Annotated in this window: 19 protein-coding genes; 12 read left to right on the forward strand and 7 right to left on the reverse strand. The window is 66.6% G+C overall.

Annotated features, from left to right (window positions below; translation table 11 throughout):
* Window positions 1-3 precede the first annotated feature (3 nt).
* From ACVOME_RS02200 to ACVOME_RS02210, 3 genes are read left to right on the forward strand one after another with little or no spacing between them, the layout of a single operon-like run.
* Window positions 4-1,689, forward strand: a complete 1,686-nt coding sequence (locus ACVOME_RS02200) for a GMC oxidoreductase (protein WP_164151768.1) — start codon at window positions 4-6, stop codon at window positions 1,687-1,689.
* Window positions 1,689-2,264 carry a gluconate 2-dehydrogenase subunit 3 family protein gene (locus ACVOME_RS02205; RefSeq protein ID WP_481504676.1) on the forward strand — a complete coding sequence of 192 codons (576 nt, stop codon included), beginning with the start codon at window positions 1,689-1,691 and terminating at the stop codon, window positions 2,262-2,264. The genes ACVOME_RS02200 and ACVOME_RS02205 overlap by 1 nt, the downstream gene beginning before the upstream one ends.
* Before the next feature lie 43 nt (window positions 2,265-2,307).
* Window positions 2,308-3,051, forward strand: a complete 744-nt coding sequence (locus ACVOME_RS02210; protein ID WP_197600818.1) for a 3-keto-alpha-glucoside-1,2-lyase-like domain-containing protein — start codon at window positions 2,308-2,310, stop codon at window positions 3,049-3,051.
* 13 nt (window positions 3,052-3,064) lie between these two features.
* Here ACVOME_RS02210 and ACVOME_RS02215 read toward each other — a convergent pair whose 3' ends face one another.
* From ACVOME_RS02215 to ACVOME_RS02235, 5 genes are read right to left on the reverse strand one after another with little or no spacing between them, the layout of a single operon-like run.
* The gene (locus ACVOME_RS02215; RefSeq protein WP_053516691.1) at window positions 3,065-3,361 is read right to left on the reverse strand and encodes a c-type cytochrome; all 297 of its coding nucleotides are present in this window, start codon (window positions 3,359-3,361) and stop codon (window positions 3,065-3,067) included.
* Between the two features lie 18 nt (window positions 3,362-3,379).
* On the reverse strand, window positions 3,380-4,246 hold the full coding sequence (locus tag ACVOME_RS02220; RefSeq protein ID WP_065182392.1) for a sugar phosphate isomerase/epimerase family protein: 867 nt from the start codon (window positions 4,244-4,246) through the stop codon (window positions 3,380-3,382).
* A 19-nt stretch (window positions 4,247-4,265) separates the two neighbouring features.
* The gene (locus ACVOME_RS02225; RefSeq protein ID WP_197571099.1) at window positions 4,266-5,390 is read right to left on the reverse strand and encodes a Gfo/Idh/MocA family protein; all 1,125 of its coding nucleotides are present in this window, start codon (window positions 5,388-5,390) and stop codon (window positions 4,266-4,268) included.
* Window positions 5,391-5,402: 12 nt separating this feature from the next.
* Window positions 5,403-6,620, reverse strand: coding sequence for a nucleoside permease (locus ACVOME_RS02230; protein WP_180875415.1), 1,218 nt, complete (start codon window positions 6,618-6,620; stop codon window positions 5,403-5,405).
* Between the two features lie 27 nt (window positions 6,621-6,647).
* On the reverse strand, window positions 6,648-7,700 hold the full coding sequence (locus tag ACVOME_RS02235; RefSeq protein WP_065174573.1) for a sugar phosphate isomerase/epimerase family protein: 1,053 nt from the start codon (window positions 7,698-7,700) through the stop codon (window positions 6,648-6,650).
* Window positions 7,701-7,795: 95 nt separating this feature from the next.
* On the opposite strand from ACVOME_RS02235, the gene ACVOME_RS02240 reads away from it, so the two are divergent.
* The 5 genes from ACVOME_RS02240 (at window position 7,796) to ACVOME_RS02260 (ending at window position 12,568) form a co-directional block, all read left to right on the forward strand.
* Window positions 7,796-8,803, forward strand: a complete 1,008-nt coding sequence (locus ACVOME_RS02240) for a LacI family DNA-binding transcriptional regulator (RefSeq protein ID WP_111186026.1) — start codon at window positions 7,796-7,798, stop codon at window positions 8,801-8,803.
* Between the two features lie 142 nt (window positions 8,804-8,945).
* Window positions 8,946-9,971, forward strand: coding sequence for an AI-2E family transporter (locus ACVOME_RS02245; RefSeq protein WP_053516238.1), 1,026 nt, complete (start codon window positions 8,946-8,948; stop codon window positions 9,969-9,971).
* Window positions 9,972-10,072: 101 nt separating this feature from the next.
* A complete protein-coding gene (locus ACVOME_RS02250; protein ID WP_111186027.1) occupies window positions 10,073-11,803 on the forward strand; it encodes a GGDEF domain-containing protein in 1,731 nt (576 codons plus the stop codon).
* A 127-nt stretch (window positions 11,804-11,930) separates the two neighbouring features.
* Window positions 11,931-12,053, forward strand: coding sequence for a hypothetical protein (locus ACVOME_RS02255; protein ID WP_258391157.1), 123 nt, complete (start codon window positions 11,931-11,933; stop codon window positions 12,051-12,053).
* Between the two features lie 14 nt (window positions 12,054-12,067).
* The gene (locus ACVOME_RS02260) at window positions 12,068-12,568 is read left to right on the forward strand and encodes a GNAT family N-acetyltransferase (protein ID WP_111186028.1); all 501 of its coding nucleotides are present in this window, start codon (window positions 12,068-12,070) and stop codon (window positions 12,566-12,568) included.
* Between the two features lie 69 nt (window positions 12,569-12,637).
* Here the strand turns inward: ACVOME_RS02260 and ACVOME_RS02265 are convergent, their stop codons facing one another.
* Window positions 12,638-14,032: a DUF2867 domain-containing protein gene (locus tag ACVOME_RS02265; RefSeq protein WP_065182385.1), complete on the reverse strand. Its 1,395-nt coding sequence runs from the start codon at window positions 14,030-14,032 to the stop codon at window positions 12,638-12,640.
* 11 nt (window positions 14,033-14,043) lie between these two features.
* Window positions 14,044-14,361 (reverse strand): ArsR/SmtB family transcription factor, encoded by a 318-nt coding sequence (locus ACVOME_RS02270; RefSeq protein WP_196768758.1) that lies wholly within the window; start codon window positions 14,359-14,361, stop codon window positions 14,044-14,046.
* 259 nt (window positions 14,362-14,620) lie between these two features.
* On the opposite strand from ACVOME_RS02270, the gene ACVOME_RS02275 reads away from it, so the two are divergent.
* The 4 genes from ACVOME_RS02275 to ACVOME_RS02290 all read left to right on the forward strand — a co-directional run bounded on the left by ACVOME_RS02275 (window position 14,621) and on the right by ACVOME_RS02290 (window position 18,148).
* A complete protein-coding gene (locus ACVOME_RS02275; protein ID WP_481504706.1) occupies window positions 14,621-15,088 on the forward strand; it encodes a DUF2975 domain-containing protein in 468 nt (155 codons plus the stop codon).
* Window positions 15,089-15,101: 13 nt separating this feature from the next.
* Window positions 15,102-15,326: a helix-turn-helix domain-containing protein gene (locus tag ACVOME_RS02280; RefSeq protein ID WP_053516228.1), complete on the forward strand. Its 225-nt coding sequence runs from the start codon at window positions 15,102-15,104 to the stop codon at window positions 15,324-15,326.
* 44 nt (window positions 15,327-15,370) lie between these two features.
* Window positions 15,371-16,909 (forward strand): TerC family protein, encoded by a 1,539-nt coding sequence (locus ACVOME_RS02285; protein ID WP_065174578.1) that lies wholly within the window; start codon window positions 15,371-15,373, stop codon window positions 16,907-16,909.
* A 111-nt stretch (window positions 16,910-17,020) separates the two neighbouring features.
* Window positions 17,021-18,148, forward strand: coding sequence for a metallophosphoesterase (locus tag ACVOME_RS02290; RefSeq protein ID WP_461288144.1), 1,128 nt, complete (start codon window positions 17,021-17,023; stop codon window positions 18,146-18,148).
* The last annotated feature ends 17 nt before the right edge of the window (window positions 18,149-18,165 follow it).

Genomic DNA, 18,165 nt, shown 5'->3' on the forward strand with positions numbered 1-18,165 from the left:
CCCATGGCAGACAATCATTACGACGCCATCGTTGTTGGCTCGGGAATCAGTGGCGGTTGGGCGGCGAAGGAACTGACTGAGAAGGGCCTGAAGGTCCTGATGCTGGAACGCGGGCGCAACATCGAGCACGTCAAGGACTACGTCAATGCGATGAAGGAGGCGTGGGATTTCCCGCACCGCAACCGGCCGACACAGGCGATGAAGGCCGCCTTCCCCGTATTGATGCGCGACTACGGCCTGGCCGAGAACCTGGAAGGGATGTGGGCCAATGAGCAGGAGTCACCGTACACCGAGACCAAGCGCTTCGACTGGTTCCGTGGCTACCACGTAGGCGGCCGTTCGCTGATGTGGGGGCGGCAGAGCTACCGCTTCTCCGATCTGGATTTCGAAGCCAACCTCAAGGACGGCATCGCTACTGACTGGCCGATCCGCTACGCCGACATCGCACCCTGGTACGACCATGTGGAGAAGTTCGCCGGTATCGCCGGTACGCGCGAGGGACTGGACGTGCTGCCGGACGGTGAATTTCTGCCGCCGATCCCGCTGAACATCGTCGAGAAGGATGTGGCCGCGCGGATCAGGAAGGCGTTTGGCGGAACGCGGCACATGATCCACTCGCGTACCGCCAACATCACCCAGCCCATGCCCGAGCAGGGGCGCGTCAACTGCCAGTACCGCAACAAGTGCATCCTGGGCTGTCCCTTCGGTGCTTACTTCTCGACCCAGGCGGCGACGCTGCCGGCGGCGATGAAAACGGGCAATCTGACATTGCGGCCCTTCTCGATCGTCAAGGAAGTGCTGTACGACAAGGACCGCAAGCGCGCGCGCGGTGTGGAGGTCATCGATGCCGAGACCGGGTTGACCTATCAGTACACGGCCAAGGTCATTTTCCTCAACGCATCCTCCTTCAACTCGACCTGGATGCTGATGAACTCGGCCACCGATGTCTGGGAGGGCGGGCTGGGGTCGTCATCCGGCGAGCTGGGGCACAACGTGATGGACCATCATTTTGGTGCCGGTGCCTCAGGCCGGGTCGAGGGTTACGACGACAAGTACTACTTCGGTCGCCGCCCCTGCGGCTTCTACATTCCGCGCTTCCGCAACGTCGCTGCGGACAAGCGCAGCTACCTGCGCGGATTCGGCTACCAGGGCGGTGCCAGCCGCACCGGGTGGTCGCGCGAGATCGCCGAGCTGAACATCGGTGCCGACCTGAAGGAGGCCCTGACCTTGCCGGGCGACTGGCGCATCGGCATGACCGGATTCGGCGAGATGCTGCCGCACCACGACAACACGATCCGCCTGGATCCGCAGCGCAAGGACAAGTGGGGGCTGCCGGTGCTGGCGATGGACGTTTCGATGCGCTCGAATGAACTGGCGATGCGCAAGGACATGGCGGCCGATGCTGCCGAGATGCTGGAGGCAGCCGGCGTCAAGGACGTGGAGATGCACGACAACGACTACGCCCCGGGCAAGGGCATCCATGAAATGGGCACGGCCCGCATGGGCCGCGATCGCAGAAGCTCCGTGCTCAACCAGCACAATCAGGTCTGGGATGCGCCGAATGTCTATGTGACTGATGGCGCCTGCATGACCTCCAGCGCGTGCGTGAATCCATCGCTGACGTACATGGCGCTGACGGCACGGGCCGCCGACCATGCCGTACGCGAACTGAAAGCGGGGAACCTGTGATGGACCGTCGCGAACTGTTGAAGATGATCGTCGCCGCCACCGGCGCGGCCATGGTGGGCCTGCCCGCACTGGCCGCAGTGCAGAGCGCGACGACAGGATCGAAGGCCGCGTTCTCTGCCGCTGACATCAGTATGCTGGACGAGATCGCTGAAACCATCCTGCCGCGAACCACAACGCCGGGCGCGAAGGATGCCGGCGCGGGCCCGTTCATGGCGCTGTTCGTCACCGATTGCTACACCCCCCGGCAGCAGGCGATATTCCGCGCCGGCCTGGTCGATATCGACAAGCGTGCCGGTGGCCGCTTCGTGTCGCTCCCCTCGCAGGCCCGCAGCGAACTGTTGCGCACCCTGGATGCGGAAGCCCGGGCGCACGTCGTCGAGGTCACCGAGACCGGTGCCGCGGAAGAGGGGGAGGCAGCGCCGCACTACTTCACGATGATCAAGCAGCTGGTCATCTTCGGCTTCTTCACCTCGAAGGTCGGTGCGACCGAAGTGCTGAAGTACGTTGCGGTGCCGGGTCGCTATGACGGCGATCTTGCCTATACGCCCGGCACGCCGGCGTGGGGGACCAGCTGATGGACCTCCACGCCTCGACCCTCCACCTAGATCCGGAAGCACGATGAACCGACCTCTCCTGACAGTGGCCTGCCTGCTGGGCACCGCACCCGTGTTCGCGCAGGACGGCGGCGACCCTGCGCGCGATCCGGCGAAGACCGAGGTGTGGACGCCCGTTCCCGCGGTCGTGGCGACGCCGCCGGGCCGCGCGCCCTCCGATGCGATCGTGCTGTTCGATGGCAAGGATCTGTCGCGCTGGGAGTCGGAGCAGGGCGGACCCGTGCCCTGGACCGTTGCCGATGGCGCGCTGACCGTGGTGCCCGGCAGCAAGGGCATCCGCACCAGGCAGCGCTTCTGCGATGTCCAGCTGCATGTCGAGTGGCGCACGCCCACCGCGACCGCCGGATTCGACGGCCAGCACCGCGGCAACAGTGGCATCTTCCTGCAGGAGGTGTACGAACTGCAGGTGCTCGACAGCTACAACAATCCCACCTATGCCAACGGCCAGGCCGGATCGATGTACAAGCAGGCCATTCCGTTGGTGAATGCCTCGCGTGCGCCCGGCGAGTGGCAGGCCTACGACATCATCTGGAAGGCCCCGCGCTTCTCGGCAGGCGGCGGGCTCACCTCGCCGGCCCGCATCACCGTGCTGCACAACGGTGTGCTGGTGCAGGACGACACGGTGCTGGCGGGCAAGACCGAGTACATCGGCGCGCCTTCCTACGCGCCGCATGCCTGTGCGCCGCTGTACCTGCAGGAGCACGACTCCAGGGTGAGCTACCGCAACATCTGGGTGCGCGAGCTGTAGCGCACCCTCATGCCTACTTCGCCAGGTAGCTGGCGATGTTGTCGATCTCCTGCTGCGACAGCTGCGGGAAGGGGGGCATCAAGCCGCCGCCCTGCTTGATCTTGTCCTTGATCTGCGCAGGCTGAAGCCGTTTGCTGACGTCGGTGAGCGCAGGGAACGTCGGTGGCACGCCGGCGCGCTCCGCACCGTGGCAGGCCACGCAGTGCGTTGCGTAGAGCTGCGCTCCGGCAGCAGGGTCTTCCTTGCACCACGCCGCAGCGGCCAGCAGGGTGCCGCACAGCGCGACAGTCACTTTCAGAATCGTTTTCAAGCTGGGCTCCTTCGCGGGCTAGCGCTGTGCACCGGCAGGCACGCGGGCAGTCAGGTGTTCACGCAGATAGTCCGCACCGGTGCGGATGACGGTGGCTGGATCGCGGGGTTGGTCATGCTCGAGGATGTACCACTGCACGCCGGCCGTGGCGGCGGCGGGCAGGATCGCTTTCCAGTCCAGGACGCCCTGGCCCACGGCGGCGAAGCCGCCTTCATCCTCAGCCTGGCCCTTCGGGGCATTGTCCTTGGCGTGCACCGCGAACAGGCGGCCTTTGAATCTGCCCAGCATCACCACCGGGTCATGGCCGGCCCGTGCGACCCAGGCCAGGTCCAGCTCGGTCTGCAGATCGGGGCCGGCCGCGGCGAACAGCAGTTCCAGTCCGGTCGTGCCATTGAAGTCGACCAGCTCGAAGTCGTGGTTGTGATAGGCCAGGCGCATGCCCTTGGCACGGGCCTGCTTCGAGAGCTGGCCCAGTTCCTTGCCCAGCGCCGTCCAGCCGGCAGCGTCGGTGGGGCGGTCTTTCTCGGCCAGATAGGGCACCACCAGCGTGGTGTTGCCGATGGCCCGGTTGAAGGCGACCACGCCATCCAGGTCACTGCGCAGATCGGCCAGCTGCGTGTGCGAGGAAATCGCCTTGATCGAATACTTGTCGAGCAGCTGCTTGAGTTCGGCAGCGCTGACATTCTGCGTACCGACTGTTTCCACGGCGCGCACGCCGGCGTCGTGGACGATCTTCAGCTGCTGGTCGAGCGAGCCGGCATTGCGCAACGTGTACATCTGCACCGCGATGGGCGTGTGCAGGTCGGTGGCATCGCGCGCGAAGGCGGGCAGGGCAACGAGCAGCAGCAGTGCAAGGCTTGCGGTCCTGCGGATACGGATGTTCATCAGGCAGTCCTCCGGGAATTCAATCGATGGCCGTCCAGGCACGTGACCTGGCGGATGCGATGACACGTGTGACGATCCGCGCCGAGCGCAGGCCGTCATCGAAGGTGGGCAGGCCCTCCGGCTGCTCGCCTGCAATGGCACGGTAGGTGTCGGCGACAAACGCTTCGAAGCAGTTGCCATAGCCCTGCGCGTGTCCGGCCGGCAAGATCGACAATCTGCGTTGTTCGGCGCTGCCGGCACCGGGCCCGCGCACGAAGCTATCCTCGCGCTGGTCGGGCCGGCCGATCCACAGCCGCTCGGCATCTTCCTGATTGAAGGCCACGCTGGCCCTGGCGCCGTCAATCTCGAACCACAGCCGGTTGTGGCGTCCGGCCGAAACCTGGCTGACCGTCAACGAGGCGAGCGTACCCGCACTCGTGCGCAACATCGCCGTGGCCACATCCTCGCTGGAAACAGCGTGCGTCGTGCCGCCGGCGGCCGGCGTGGTGAAGCTCTGCCCGGTGACCGCGCCGCGCTCGGCGATGACGGTGGCGAACGCGGCACTGACCTCGGCGAAGCGTTCGCCGCTGACCCATTCCACAAGGTCGCACCAGTGCGAGCCGATATCGGCGAACACGCGCGAGGTGCCGCCCAGCGAGGGGTCGACACGCCAGTTGTTGCTGGCCGGATCCAGCAGCCAGTCCTGCAGGTAGCTGCCGTGGATCAGGTGCAGTGGCCCCAGCTCGCCCTGCGCGATGCGTGCGCGTGCCTCGCGGACCACCGGGTGATAGCGGTAGACGAAGGGGACCGTAGCGACCAGACCGGTCCTGGCGGCCAACGCGGCCAATGCCTGGGCGTCGTCCAGGGTGGTGGCCAGTGGCTTCTCGCAGATCACGTGCTTGCCGGCTTCCAGCGCGGCCTGCGCCATGGCGCGGTGCAGATGGTTGGGCGTGCACACATGCACGACCTGCACCTGCGGATCGCTGACCACCTCCTCGATATCGCGGTAGGCATGCGCGACGTTCCACGCCTGCGCCACCTCCTGCGCGCGCTGCGGGGAAGAGGCCGCCACGCCGCGGACCTCGGCCCCGGCCAGCAGTGCCGCGCGGCGATGCACCGCACCGATCATGCCCGTGCCGACGATGGCGATTCCAAGCTTGGACATCCGATGGGTTCCTCAGGGTGCGGTGGGAGCGGGCGCGACAGCGGGGCGGTCGCGGAACAGCAGCAGGAAGGCGATCAGCACCACCAGTGCGACGCCGGCCGGGAACAGCCAGATCTGCTGCCAGTCCGGACCCGCCGCCGTGGTGAAGTGCTCCACCACCGCACCGGACAGGAACGTGCCGATCAGCATGCCTACGCCGTACGTCGCCAGGGTGATGAAGCCCTGCGCGCTGCTGCGCGCGTCGGGGCCGGCGTGTGCGTCGGTATAGATCTGGCCGGTGACGAAGAAGAAGTCGTAGCAGATGCCGTGCAGCACGATGCCGATCACCAGCAGGGAGAACGCACCGCCCGCATCGCCGAAGGCGAACATGACATAGCGCACCACCCACGCGGCCATGCCCACCGCCAGCATCGTCTTGACCCCTAGGCGGACGAACAGGAACGGCATGGCCAGCATCAGCAGCACTTCCGAGACCTGGCCCAGCGACTGCAGCCCAGCTGCGCCGCGCACGCCGAGGTCGTTGAGATACGGATTGGTGAAGTTGTAGTAGAACGCCAACGGAATGCAGATGGCGATGGAGGCGAGGAAGAACACCAGGTAGGAGCGCGACTTCAGCAGCCGCAGCGAGTCCAGGCCCAGGATCTGCCCCAGTCCCGCATCGCGCTGCCTGGCCAGCGGCGGTGTGTGCGGCAGGGTGAAGGCATACAGACCCAGGGCCAGCGACGCCATCGCCGCCATGCGGAAGGTCAGTTCGAGCCGATGCGCCTGCTCCCAGCCCAGCCAGCCGATCAGCACGCCGGCCACGATCCAGCCGACACTGCCGGCCACGCGCACCAGCGGGAACTGCTTCTCAGGCGACTGCATATGGCGCATCGCCACGCTGTTGGCCAGGGCCAGCGTCGGCATGAAAAGCAGCATGTAACCCATGACACAAGCGAAGAACGTGTTGAAGTCCGTCGCCGTGGATGCGAACCACATCAGCACCGCACCGGCCAGGTGCAGCACTCCGAGAATGCGCTGCGCCGCAAAGTAGCGATCGGCTATCAGGCCGACCAGGAACGGGGCGACGATGGCACCGATGGACTGGCTGAGGAAGGCGGTGGCCACCTGGCTGGCGCTGGCCTGCAGCGGGCCCTGCACCAGATACGTCCCCAGGGTCACGAACCACGCGCCCCAGATGAAGAACTGCAGGAACATCATCGCGCCCAAGCGCGACATGGCGTGCGTCATGGCTTGCCCTCCCGGGGCGGTAGTGGCTCAGAGTCCCAGCATGCGGCGCAGTGATTCCGGCGGCGTGCCGCTGCCGGCGAAGTCGTCGAAGGCATGTTCGGTCACGCGGATGATGTGGTCACGGACGAAGGCGGCTCCCTCGCGTGCGCCGTCCTCCGGGTGCTTCAGGCAGCACTCCCACTCCACGACCGCCCAGCCCGGGAAATCGTACTGCGCGAACCGGGAGAAGATCGCCTTGAAGTCGATCTGGCCGTCGCCGAGCGAGCGGAAGCGCCCCGGCCGGTCGATCCAGTCCTGGTAACCGCCATAGACGCCGCTGCGCGCGCTGGGCCGGAATTCCGCGTCCTTGACGTGGAAGATGCCGATGCGATCGTGATACCGGTCGATGAAGCCCAGGTAGTCGATCTGCTGCAGCAGCAGGTGGCTGGGGTCGTACAGCATCTTCGCGCGTGGGTGGTGGTCCACCACATCGAGGAAGCGCTCGAAGGTGGCACCGTCGTGCAGATCCTCACCCGGGTGGATCTCGAAGCACAGGTCCACGCCGCTGGCGTCGAACGCCTCCAGGATGGGGCGCCAGCGCCGGCCGAGTTCGGCGAAGGCTTCTTCCACCAGTCCCGGTGGGCGTTGCGGCCAGGGATAGAAGTAGGGCCAGGCCAGCGCGCCGGAGAACGTGGCATGCGCGGTCAATCCCAGGCGTTGGCTGGCGCGGGCGGCCAGCTTCAACTGTTCCACCGCCCAGGCTTGGCGCGCGGCGGGGTTGCCGCGCTTGTCCACCGGCGCGAAGCCGTCGAACAGGCTGTCGTAGGCGGGGTGGACGGCGACCAGCTGTCCCTGCAGATGGGTAGACAGCTCGGTGATCTGCAGGCCATGGTCGGCCAGCATGCCGCTGATGTCGTCGCAGTACGCCTGGCTGCGCGCGGCCTCGGCCAGATCGAACAGATGCGGCGCGTTCGTCGGCACTTGTACGCCACAATAGCCCAGGCCCGCAGCCCAGCCGGCCAGCGTGTCCAGCCGATCAAAAGGAGGTGTTTCGCTGATGAACTGCGCCAGGAACAGCGCCGGACCCTTGAGCGTCTTCAACGTGGTTCGCCCGCGATGCAATCGATTGCATTACCCTAGCAGGGTCTCCCGCAAACCCTGTTGTGCACTGCACAGCGGAAACAAGAACTGACGCCATGGCCACCATCTACGACATCGCCAAGCACGTCGGCGTCTCCGCCGGTACGGTGTCGCGGGCGCTGTCCCGGCCGGACAAGGTGCTGCCGGCGACGCGCACGCGCATCGAACAGGCCGCCGCCGCGCTGGGCTATGTGCCCAATACGGTCGCCCGCACGCTGAAGACGCAGCGCAGCGGCAAGATCCTGGTGACCGTGCCGGACATTGCCAACCCGTTCTTCGCACAGATCCTGCAGGGTGCCGAAGACGCGGCCCAGGCCGTCGGCTACGCGGTCCTGCTGGGCGACACCCAGCATCGACCCGACCGCGAGGAGCGCTATGCGCAGATGCTCCGTCGCAACGAGGCCGATGGCCTGATCGTACTGGGCCATCGCCTGCCGCCTACCGCGCGCGCGATCGTCGAGCAGCAGGGCGCCGCCGCGCCGGTGGTCAACGGCTGTGAATTCGACCCCGCGCTGGGCCTCCCCAGTGTCCACATCGACAACGCTGCCGCCGCGCGTGCGGTGATGGAGCACCTGTACGGACTGGGACATGAGCGGATCGCCGTGGTGGGCGGGCCCCCCGACAACCCCCTGCACCAGCAGCGGCTGGAAGGAGCACGGGCGGCGGGCAGGGCGCGCGGCCGACTGCGCCAGTTGAGTGTTGTGCCGGGTGACTTCTCCGTCGAATCCGGCCATGCGGCGGCGACGGCACTGCTGGCCGCCGCATCGGCGCCGACCGCGATCTTCTGCTTCAGTGACCAGATGGCACTGGGAACCCTGGCGGCCTGCCGGGAACTGGGCGTCCGCGTGCCCGAGGAGCTGTCCATCGTCGGTTTCGACGACCTGGCGTCGTCGCGTTACCTCACGCCGCCGTTGACGACCATCCGGCAGCCCATGCGGGAGATCGGCGACCGCGCAGTCAAACTGCTGCTCGCCATCATCGAAGGTGTCGATGTCCCGCTTCAGCAGACGCTGGACTTCAGTCTGATGCTGCGTGGCTCGACAGCGTCGCCCGGGCACAGGTGAAGGCAGCAGGCAGGAACCCCGGCAGGCCTGCGCCTGCCGGGGACGTTTCATTGCCTGTGATCGCAAGCGCTGGCCCCAACTCCATTCATTTCGGTGTCCGGAGCGTTCCACTACCATGGGCCACCCCGCCCGGACTCATGCCATGCAAGACGCCCTCGTTGCCCAGCCCCGGCCTCCCGTTGCAAGGATCGCGGCCTGGTCATTGATGCTGCTGGGGATGTGGCTGGTACTGAAGCTGGGCCTGGTGGTGACGCTGCTGTCGGGCCTGCTGGTGTTCCAGTTGACCCACCTGCTGGCGTCGACAGTGGAGGGGCGCCTGCCGCCCGGGCGCGCGCGTGCGATCGCGGTGATCGTGCTTTCGGCCGTCATCATCGGCGTGCTCGTGCTGGCCGGCATCGGCGTGGCGTCCTTCTTCCGCACCGAAACCGGCGGGCCGGATGCGCTGCTGGCGCGCCTGATGGACATCCTCAACACCTCGCGTCACCAGGTGCCGGCGCTGCTGCAGCCCTATATTCCCGAGGACATGCCGGCACTGCGTGCGGCATTGAACGAGTGGGCGGCAGAGCACCAACGGCAACTGGGCGTCGCCGGCACGTCGGCGGTGCAGATCGGCGTGCGCGTGCTGATCGGTATGGTGCTCGGGGCGATGATCGCGCTGTACGACGAGCTTCCGCTGCCGACGATGGGGCCGCTGGCGCAGGAACTGATCGGCCGTACTGGCCGCCTGGCGACCGCATTCCGCCAGGTGGTGTTCGCGCAGGTGAAGATCTCCCTGCTCAATACCGTGTTCACCGCGATTTTCCTGCTGGGGGTGCTGCCGCTGTTCGGCGTGCACCTGCCCCTGTCGAAGACGCTGGTACTGATCACGTTCATCGCCGGCCTGCTGCCCGTGGTGGGCAACATCATCTCCAATACCGTCATCACCATCGTTGCCCTGTCGGTATCGTTCTACGTGGCGGTGGTGGCGCTGCTGTACCTGGTGGTGATCCACAAACTCGAGTACTTCCTCAATGCCCGCATCGTCGGTGGCGAGATCCAGGCCCGTGCGTGGGAACTGCTGCTGTCGATGCTGGTGATGGAAGCCGCCTTCGGCCTGCCGGGGCTGGTCGCTGCGCCGGTGTTCTATGCCTATGTGAAACGGGAACTGGTGGACCAGCGCTGGATCTGACAGTTGCCGGTGCCAGCGGGCGCCACTGCAGCGCCACGGTGGACGCTTGTGGGTGCCGCCAGCCGGCAGCTACAGTGGTCCGCACTTCAGGGGAATGGTGAATGGCCCGCAAGGTGTCGCCGATCGGGTTGCGGACCTGGGTCTGGATCCTGGCCGGGCTGTTCGTGGTGTGCACGCTGCCCTTGATGGCCATCGCCCTGGTCCAGGGCACGCTGCGCTACACCGATGCGGAGGACAACCTCCGCAGTCTGCGCCGGTTGCGGCAGACCTTTGATCTGGCCAATCTGGCCTCGGCCGAGCGCGGGCCAGCCAACAGCCTGCTCGGCAGCGATTGCGCCGATGCTGACGAACGCGCGCGGCTGGCGGGATGGCTGGCACAGGCGCGAAGGCGGGTCGACATGGCGATGACGCAGATGGATGCCGTGATCCTGTCCGGGCCCTCCCTGCCTGACGAGCGCCGCACCCTGTTCGAGGCCCAGCATCAGCTCCGCCAGGCGCGCGCGGCGGTGGACCGGGTCGTAGCCAAGCCGGCAGACGCGCGGACGGTCGACGACGTGGAGCATGCGATCAACAGCATGTTCACGGTGACCGATCGCCTGCATCGCCTGGGTTCGGCGCAGATCAACGTGCTGGTGGCCACCGGCCGCGAAGCGGCGATTCCGGCGATCCAGGGCCAGATCCTGATGGACCTGCGCGAGCATGGCGGCCGACTGGCGTCGAATGTGATGGCCCCGGTGGCGGTTCCCGGGGCCTGGCACGTCCGGCAGGTACGCGCGGCGCAGCAGACCGAGGGCCGCCTGCTCGAGCTGTGGCGGCTGGCAGCCAGCCACGAGTCGGTGTTTCGCAGTGATCCCGAGCTGTCGTGGCACTGGGACATGGCACGCCGGCAGTTCTTCGCCGAGTCGCTGCCGATGATCGAACAGCTGATCGAGGACGGTCGCCGTGGACGGCCTCCGCCGTGGAACACCGCGGAGTTCACGGCGCGCTACGTTCCGACGCTGCAGTCGCTGGAGGCGCTGCGCGACGGCTACCTGAGCATGTCCATCGGTCGCTTCGAACAGGCACGGAATCGTGAGGCGACACGGCTGGCCGTGTTGTGGGCCACCGCGCTGGGCACGCTGGCGGTGCTGGGCGTGGCCCTGCGCATCGCCCACCGGCAGATCCTCAGGCCGCTGCTGCAGGCACAGGAACAGGTGGTGCAGATTGCGTCCGACGCGCCGGGCCCCGCGCAGCACGTCACTCATCCATTGGCAGAGATGCAGCGGCTGTTCGACGCGATTGAAGTGCTGCGCGAGACCTCACGTGAACGTTCCGCACTGACCAGCGAACTGCGCCAGCTGGCCGGCACCGATGCGCTGACCGGGTTGCTCAATCGGCGCGCGCTGGACGAACACGTGCAGCAGCGGCACGCCGCAGGCAACGGCATGGCGGTGGTGATCCTGCTCGACGTCGATCATTTCAAGGCAATCAACGACGGCCAAGGCCACGCCGCAGGCGACGAGGTACTGGTGCAGGTTGCGCAGCTGCTGCGCAGGTACCTGCGGCACACCGACAGCATCGCCCGCTACGGTGGCGAGGAGTTCCTTGTGCTGCTGGCGGATGGGGATCTCGGCGCGGGTGGCCGGTTGGCCGAATCGCTGCGCGTCGCACTGCAGCAGTCGGATATCGTGCTGGGCAATGGCAACGTGCTGCGTGTAACTGCCAGTTTCGGTGTGGCCGAGGGCAGTACCGATGCACTGGGCTGGCGTTCCCTGCTGCGTGCTGCCGATGCCGCCATGTATCGGGCCAAGGCGCAGGGACGCGATCGGGTAGGGATTGCCGGTGCACGCTGAGTGCCACGGCGCTGGCGACGCCGGTCATGGCGGTACATCAGGGGCAGCATGCCCCCTTGCGCCGCACTTCATCTGCATCGCACAGGGCGCGGCCTAGACTTGCAGCCTGACACTGCAGGAGCCCGCCATGTCCGTCGATCCCGCCTTGGCCAGCGCGCAGCCGGCGTCCGTGCTGGCGCGCACCGACGCCGATGCGCCACGCCCTCCGTCGCTGCGGCGCCGCGGTGATGGTCGTGTGGCTGTGCAGTGAGATCGGCCGTGGCGATGCTGGAGATTCCCACGCTGCATACCGCACGGTTGCGCCTGCGCCCGCAACGGCTGGAGGATTTCAACACCTATGCGAGCTTTCTTGCATCGCCCCGTGCGCGCGGCATGGGCGGTCCATTTGGTGAGGTCGCGGCCTGGGGACAGTTCTGTCACGACCTGGCCAGCTGGCCCTTGTTCGGCCACGGCGCGCTGATGATCGAACGGCGCGACAGCGGCGCCTGCATTGGACAGGTCGGCATCAATCACGGCCCGTTGTTTCCGGAAAAGGAACTGGGCTGGCTGTTGTACGACGGCCACGAAGGGCAGGGCTTCGCCAGCGAGGCCGCGGCCGCCCTGCGCGACTGGGCGTTCACATCGCTGCAGTTGCCGACGCTGGTGAGCTACATGGCGCCGGACAACCTCGCGTCGCAGGCCGTGGCCCGGCGGCTGGGCGGGGTGCTGGATGCGGACGCGCTGCGCAACGATCCGGACGATCTGGTGTTCCGCTACGCGCGTTGAGTTCGGACAGTAAACCCCTCGGCAGTTTGCGGAACACGGCAACGGCGTCTCATCCCGCCTTCTATGGACTCAGCGAAGCGAGGCTTCACCGGTCCAGGCACCGGGAACCGCCAGTTCGGGCGCGAGCGCATGTTCGACTGCGCGCCGCAGCAGTGCAGGGGCGATGTAATGCCGGTGCACGCCATCGATCAACGCCATGTAGACACGCCCGAAGATGTTGCGGGTCTGCACACGCGTGCCAAGGCTGATATCGATGCGGCCGTCGGTATGCCGCTGCACGCGGACACTGCTGCGGAAGCGCAGGTGGCGATCGTCGGCCCCCAGCAGTACTTCGGCATAGCGGCCATGTGCATCGACCTGTGAATCCAACACGGGATAGCGGCCCGCAAAGAGCTGCGTGTGATCGCTGCATGCCAGCGACGAGACCGGGCAGCCCAGCCGCGCGGTGCGCAGCCCCAAAGGAGCCACCAGCCAGTTGCGCACCGCCATCAGCTGGCTGACGCCGCCCGGTGGGTTGCACAGGAAGCCTTCCAGCACGTTTGCCAGCAACTGCGAAACAGGTGGCTGCTGCAACTGAGCACCGTCCAGCCGGAGCACCGTCAGATCATGGTAGTTGCTGGACTGCAGTGCTTTGCCCAGCAGTCCGTCATCGCTGGGCGCGCGGGACTCGATGGTAAATGGAAGGGGGGCACGTTCGACGAAGCCACGCAGTGGACGCAGATTGATCCGTCGCAGCGGGCCGAGCAACGCCCGGGTACGGGCGCACAGGGACGCGCACAGGCTGGGAGGTGCGGCCTGCAGCGAGAGACGCAGCAGCGGGGTGGCCGCCAACGTGGCCATGGTGGGCCAGTGCACCTCGGGAAGCACCTCAGTCAAGCTGGGAATATCAGCACCGTTGCGTTGCACCTGCGCTCTTGTTTCAGCGCTCATCGCACCGGCCAGTTCGTTGCTGTGGCAAGACAGTGCGAACAGGGCAGGGTGGCCAGGATGGTTCGATACAAACTGGTGCCAGGTACCTCCGCCAAATCGAACGGTGAAAAGGCAGTCCGGTGGGATCTGGACGCGACGCAGCGAGCGCGGGAGCGCGACGGGATCGATTGCGAGCTGTGCATCGGAGGCCATCGCGAAACGCAGCTCAGCGCCTGCGCTGCCGGCGATGGCGGTGAACATGCGTGGGCCGGCGTGGCGATGGAACGGATGTCCGCCTTCGCCGACCATGAAACTGTACAGCGAGGACGCATCGCCGTACTGCAGATGCATGCCACCGAGCCGTGCAGAGGGCTCATCGAGTGCATCGATGAAGGCGGGGTGGTGGCGCTGACGCTGGCTGGCATCAGCCACCAGCGCGTCTCCGGCACCGATGCCGAGCTGTGCGATCAGTGTGACTTCAACGGGGCCGCCGCCCTCCTGAGCCGCAAGCTGTACACCTGGAAACGAGCGGCTGTCGTGGGTCGGTCCAGGCATCGGGCGGCTCCTCAGGGGGCGGGTGACTTGCGGCGTGCGCGCGCTTCGCGCTTGAGTGGGCCGCCCACCGGGCAGACTTCGGCAGCCCACGAGAACAAGGTGTTGGCAAGCCGGTCGGGCACCTGTCGGAAGTACACGTACTGGCCACGCTTCTCGCGTTCGATCAGACCTGCCTCTTCAAGGATGCGCAGATGGTTGGACAGTGCCGGCTTGCTGAAATCGAAGCGCTCGGACAGTTCGCCCGCACTGAGTTCACCGGCGCTGAGATAGGCCAGGACCTGCCGCCGGGCGGTTGAGGCGAGTGCTTCGAAGATGCGATCCATGAGAATGTGATTAACTAATTAGTTAATTAATAATCAAATCGTCACTGGGGTGTCAAGTGCGGAGGCGGGTTCGAAGCTCGCGTGCAACAGCGCCGACGTTCAGCCTTTCACTTCGGGATGTGGTATATCGTTTATCGATAAATCCACCCCGGGGCGGCAGGGCCACCCCAATACCGGAGGCCGCTTGACCGCTCGTCCCGCCCGCGCCAGACCCGCGCGAGGCTTGTTCACCCTGGCCCAGACCGCCGTGCAGGCCGTGCGGGCCATGTGCTGGCTGGGAATCCTGGCCGCACTGCTGGCCGTGCCGCTGGTCGCCTACGACCGCCGCTGGCTGCTGGATACCGTGCATGATGCACGTACTGCCGCCGCCCACGGAGGCGATCTGTTCCTGCACTTCTGCATCGGCCTGGGCACCATCGTTGCCCTGCTGGTGCTGTGCCTGGTGTTCCTCCGACACCTCGCGCGGATGCTGAGGTCCGCTGCCCGCGAACGCCCCTTCACCCATGCCAATGCCCGGCGTCTGCAGCGCATGGCCTGGTTGATGCTGGCGATGGAACTGCTGTCGATCGTGATCGGCCTCTACGCTGCCTGGATGGGGCCTGATTTCGCCTGGATGGAGGTGGGCGGAGGCATGTCCATCACGGGTCTGGTCGCGGTACTGATGCTGTTCGTGCTGGCGCGCGTGTTCGCGGTCGGCGCGGCGATGCGCGATGACCTGGATGGGCTGATCTGATGGGCCTGACCTGATGGCCGTCGTGATCACGTTGGACCGCATGCTGCAGGCGCGTGGCATGACCCTGTCCGAGCTGGCGGGGCGCATCGACATCACGCTGGCCAATCTGTCCATCCTGAAAACCGGCAAGGCCCGCGCCATCCGCTTTTCCACGCTGGATGCCATCTGCCGGGAGTTGCAATGCACACCCGGCGACCTGCTCGGCTACGACCCGACGCAGGCGCACGATGGCGACTGAAGCTTTTGTTTTTCCCCCTGACCTACTGACGAAACGGACCCGAAATGGAATGGTTGGCTGACCCCTCGATATGGATGGGACTTGCAACCCTGGTAGTGCTCGAGATCGTGCTCGGCATCGACAACCTGGTGTTCATCGCGATCCTTGCCGACAAACTGCCGCCGCACCAGCGCGACCGTGCGCGGGTGATCGGCCTGACGCTGGCGCTGCTGATGCGGCTGGTGCTGCTGGCCGCGCTGGCGTGGATCATGAAGCTGACCGAGCCGCTGGTCACGCTGTTCGGTCACAGCTTCTCCGGACGCGACCTGATCCTGCTGGGCGGTGGCCTGTTCCTGCTGTTCAAGGGCACCATGGAGCTGCATGAGCGGCTGGAGGGCCGCAGTCACCAGGAAGACGGCAAGAAGGTCTACGCCAGTTTTGCCATGGTGGTGGCACAGATCGTAGTGCTGGACGCCGTGTTCTCGCTGGACTCGGTGATCACTGCCGTGGGCATGGTCGACAACCTGGGCGTGATGTATGCCGCGGTGACCATCGCGATGGCACTGATGCTGGTGGCCAGCAAGCCGCTGACCCGCTTCGTCAACAAGCATCCCACGGTGGTGGTCCTGTGCCTGGGCTTCCTGTTGATGATCGGCTTCAGCCTGGTCGCCGAGGGGCTGGGTTACAAGATTCCAAAGGGCTACCTGTACGCGGCGATCGCGTTCTCGATCCTGGTGGAAGCCTTCAACCAGTGGGTGCGCTTCAACCGCGAGCGCAACGAGCGTCGCCAGCCGTTCCGTCAGCGCACTGCCGATGCCGTGCTGCGCCTGCTGGGCGCCCGTCCGGCCAATGGCCACGACGATGCCAGCGAAGAAGACCACGGTGATCCGGAGGAACGCCTGCAGCCGGCCGAGCACGAGATGATCCGCAGCGTGCTGGGCCTGGCTGACCGGCCTGTGTCCAGTGTGATGACCGTGCGCGCCGACGTGCAGTGGATCGATCTGGCGCGCGGCCAGGACGACGTGGTGGCGCGCCTGGTGGCGTCGCCGCACACGCGCCTGCTCGTGGGCGAGGGTGATCTGGACAGCCTGCGTGGTGTGGTGCAGAGCCGCGACCTGCTGGCCGACCTGCTGCAGGGCAGGCCGCTGCAGCTGGAAGCCAACCTGCGCCAGCCGCAGTACGTGCTGTCCAGCGCCAGCGCGTTGCAGGCGCTTGAACTGATCCGCCTGCACCCGGTACCGCTGGCGGTAGCGGTGGACGAGTACGGCAGTGTGGAAGGCCTGGTGACCGCCAATGACCTGCTGGCGGCGATCGCGGGCGATCTGGTCGATACCCAGGACGAGCGTTACGGCGTAGTGGCGCTGGACGAGGGCCAATGGGAGGCCGACGGCGCGTTGACGCTGGATGACCTGCAACGGCTGGCCGGCGTGTCGCTGCCCCGCAGTGCCGACTACATGACCATCTCCGGCCTGGTGCTGGACCAGCTTGGCCGCCTGCCGGATGTGGGCGATGCGGTCGAAGTAGCGGATGCCCGCATCACCGTACTGGCCATGGAGAAGCGGCGCATTGTCCGCCTGCGGGTGGAGCGCCTCGGGCTTCCGTAGCGTCCAGCGTGCTCGACTGCGAACTGAGCAGCCGGGCATGGCCCGGCTCTACACAACGCTGTCCGCAGCCGTCACCATGGCGGGCTCTTGTCTTCGTCCAGGAACGTCGCAGTGCTGAGTACGATTGGTTTGCTGATGGGCGTGTATGTGGCCCTTCGCCTGTTCTGGCCGCTGCGCCTGCCCGTGTGGTTGAAGGTACTGCTGTCCCTGCTGCTGGTCGCCATCGCCGTCCAGCTGCGGATCGTGGCCACGTTCTGGGGCACGATGGCCTCGCCGGAAATCCCCAAGCTGGCCATCGCCGTGCTCGCCACCGGCTCCACTGCGGTACTGCTGCTGTCACTGGTGATGCTGGTAATGGACGTGGGCCTGCTTGGCGCGTGGGTTCTGCGCAGGCCCCGTGTGACCGCAGCGCTGCGCGCGCCGTGGCTGCGCCCGGGCGCAGGCCTGCTGGCTCTGCTGGTCAGTGCCTGGGGCGTGAGCCAGGGCATGGCGGTGCCCAAGACCCGACAGATCGAGGTGGCCATTGCCGGCCTGCCTGCCGCGTTCGAGGGTTACCGCGTACTGCAGCTTACCGACATCCACGCCAGCCGCCTGCTGACCGGCGACTGGGTGCGTCAGGTCGTGGCCGAAAGCAATGCCCTGACGCCCGACCTGGTCGTCATCACCGGCGACCTGATCGATGGCACCGTGCAGGCACGGCGCAATGACTTCCGGCCCCTGGGTGAACTGAGGGCGCCGGACGGGGTGATCGCCATCACCGGCAATCACGAGTACTACGCCCAGTACAGCGAATGGATGCAGGCGTTCCGTGCGCTGCACATGCAGGTGCTGGAGAACAGCCACGTGCAGGTGCGGCGGGGGGATGCAGCGATGACGATCGCCGGTGTTACCGATCCGGTGGCCGCGCGCTATGGCCTGCCGCTGCCCGATCTGGAGGCGGCGCTGGCGGGTGCGGATCCGGCCGCCCCGGTGATTCTGCTCGACCACCGCCCACGCAATGCGAAGGACGCGGCCGCACGCGGGGTCAAGCTGCAGCTGTCCGGCCATACCCATGGCGGCCAGATCCTCGGCATGGACCAGCTGGTGAAGCGTGCCAACGGCGGTTTCGTCTCCGGACGGTACCGCGTCGATGACATGACGCTGTATGTGAGCAACGGTGCGGGACTGTGGGCCGGCTTCCCGGCACGCATCGGCGTGCCCTCGGAGATCACCCTGATCACCCTGCGCCGCGCACCCTGAGCCGTCTGCGGTCCGCG

Source organism: Stenotrophomonas sp. STEN008, assembly GCF_056760435.1.

Excerpts from the sequence above, each read along its gene's own strand:
- ACVOME_RS02200 (WP_164151768.1), top strand. The coding sequence starts at position 4 with ATGGCAGACAATCATTACGACGCCATCGTTGTTGGCTCGGGAATCAGT.
- ACVOME_RS02205 (WP_481504676.1), top strand. The coding sequence starts at position 1,689 with ATGGACCGTCGCGAACTGTTGAAGATGATCGTCGCCGCCACCGGCGCG.
- ACVOME_RS02210 (WP_197600818.1), top strand. The coding sequence starts at position 2,308 with ATGAACCGACCTCTCCTGACAGTGGCCTGCCTGCTGGGCACCGCACCC.
- ACVOME_RS02220 (WP_065182392.1), bottom strand. The coding sequence starts at position 4,246 with ATGAACATCCGTATCCGCAGGACCGCAAGCCTTGCACTGCTGCTGCTC.
- ACVOME_RS02225 (WP_197571099.1), bottom strand. The coding sequence starts at position 5,390 with ATGTCCAAGCTTGGAATCGCCATCGTCGGCACGGGCATGATCGGTGCG.
- ACVOME_RS02230 (WP_180875415.1), bottom strand. The coding sequence starts at position 6,620 with ATGACGCACGCCATGTCGCGCTTGGGCGCGATGATGTTCCTGCAGTTC.
- ACVOME_RS02240 (WP_111186026.1), top strand. The coding sequence starts at position 7,796 with ATGGCCACCATCTACGACATCGCCAAGCACGTCGGCGTCTCCGCCGGT.
- ACVOME_RS02245 (WP_053516238.1), top strand. The coding sequence starts at position 8,946 with ATGCAAGACGCCCTCGTTGCCCAGCCCCGGCCTCCCGTTGCAAGGATC.
- ACVOME_RS02250 (WP_111186027.1), top strand. The coding sequence starts at position 10,073 with ATGGCCCGCAAGGTGTCGCCGATCGGGTTGCGGACCTGGGTCTGGATC.
- ACVOME_RS02255 (WP_258391157.1), top strand. The coding sequence starts at position 11,931 with ATGTCCGTCGATCCCGCCTTGGCCAGCGCGCAGCCGGCGTCCGTGCTG.
- ACVOME_RS02260 (WP_111186028.1), top strand. The coding sequence starts at position 12,068 with ATGCTGGAGATTCCCACGCTGCATACCGCACGGTTGCGCCTGCGCCCG.
- ACVOME_RS02265 (WP_065182385.1), bottom strand. The coding sequence starts at position 14,032 with ATGCCTGGACCGACCCACGACAGCCGCTCGTTTCCAGGTGTACAGCTT.
- ACVOME_RS02275 (WP_481504706.1), top strand. The coding sequence starts at position 14,621 with ATGTGCTGGCTGGGAATCCTGGCCGCACTGCTGGCCGTGCCGCTGGTC.
- ACVOME_RS02280 (WP_053516228.1), top strand. The coding sequence starts at position 15,102 with ATGGCCGTCGTGATCACGTTGGACCGCATGCTGCAGGCGCGTGGCATG.
- ACVOME_RS02285 (WP_065174578.1), top strand. The coding sequence starts at position 15,371 with ATGGAATGGTTGGCTGACCCCTCGATATGGATGGGACTTGCAACCCTG.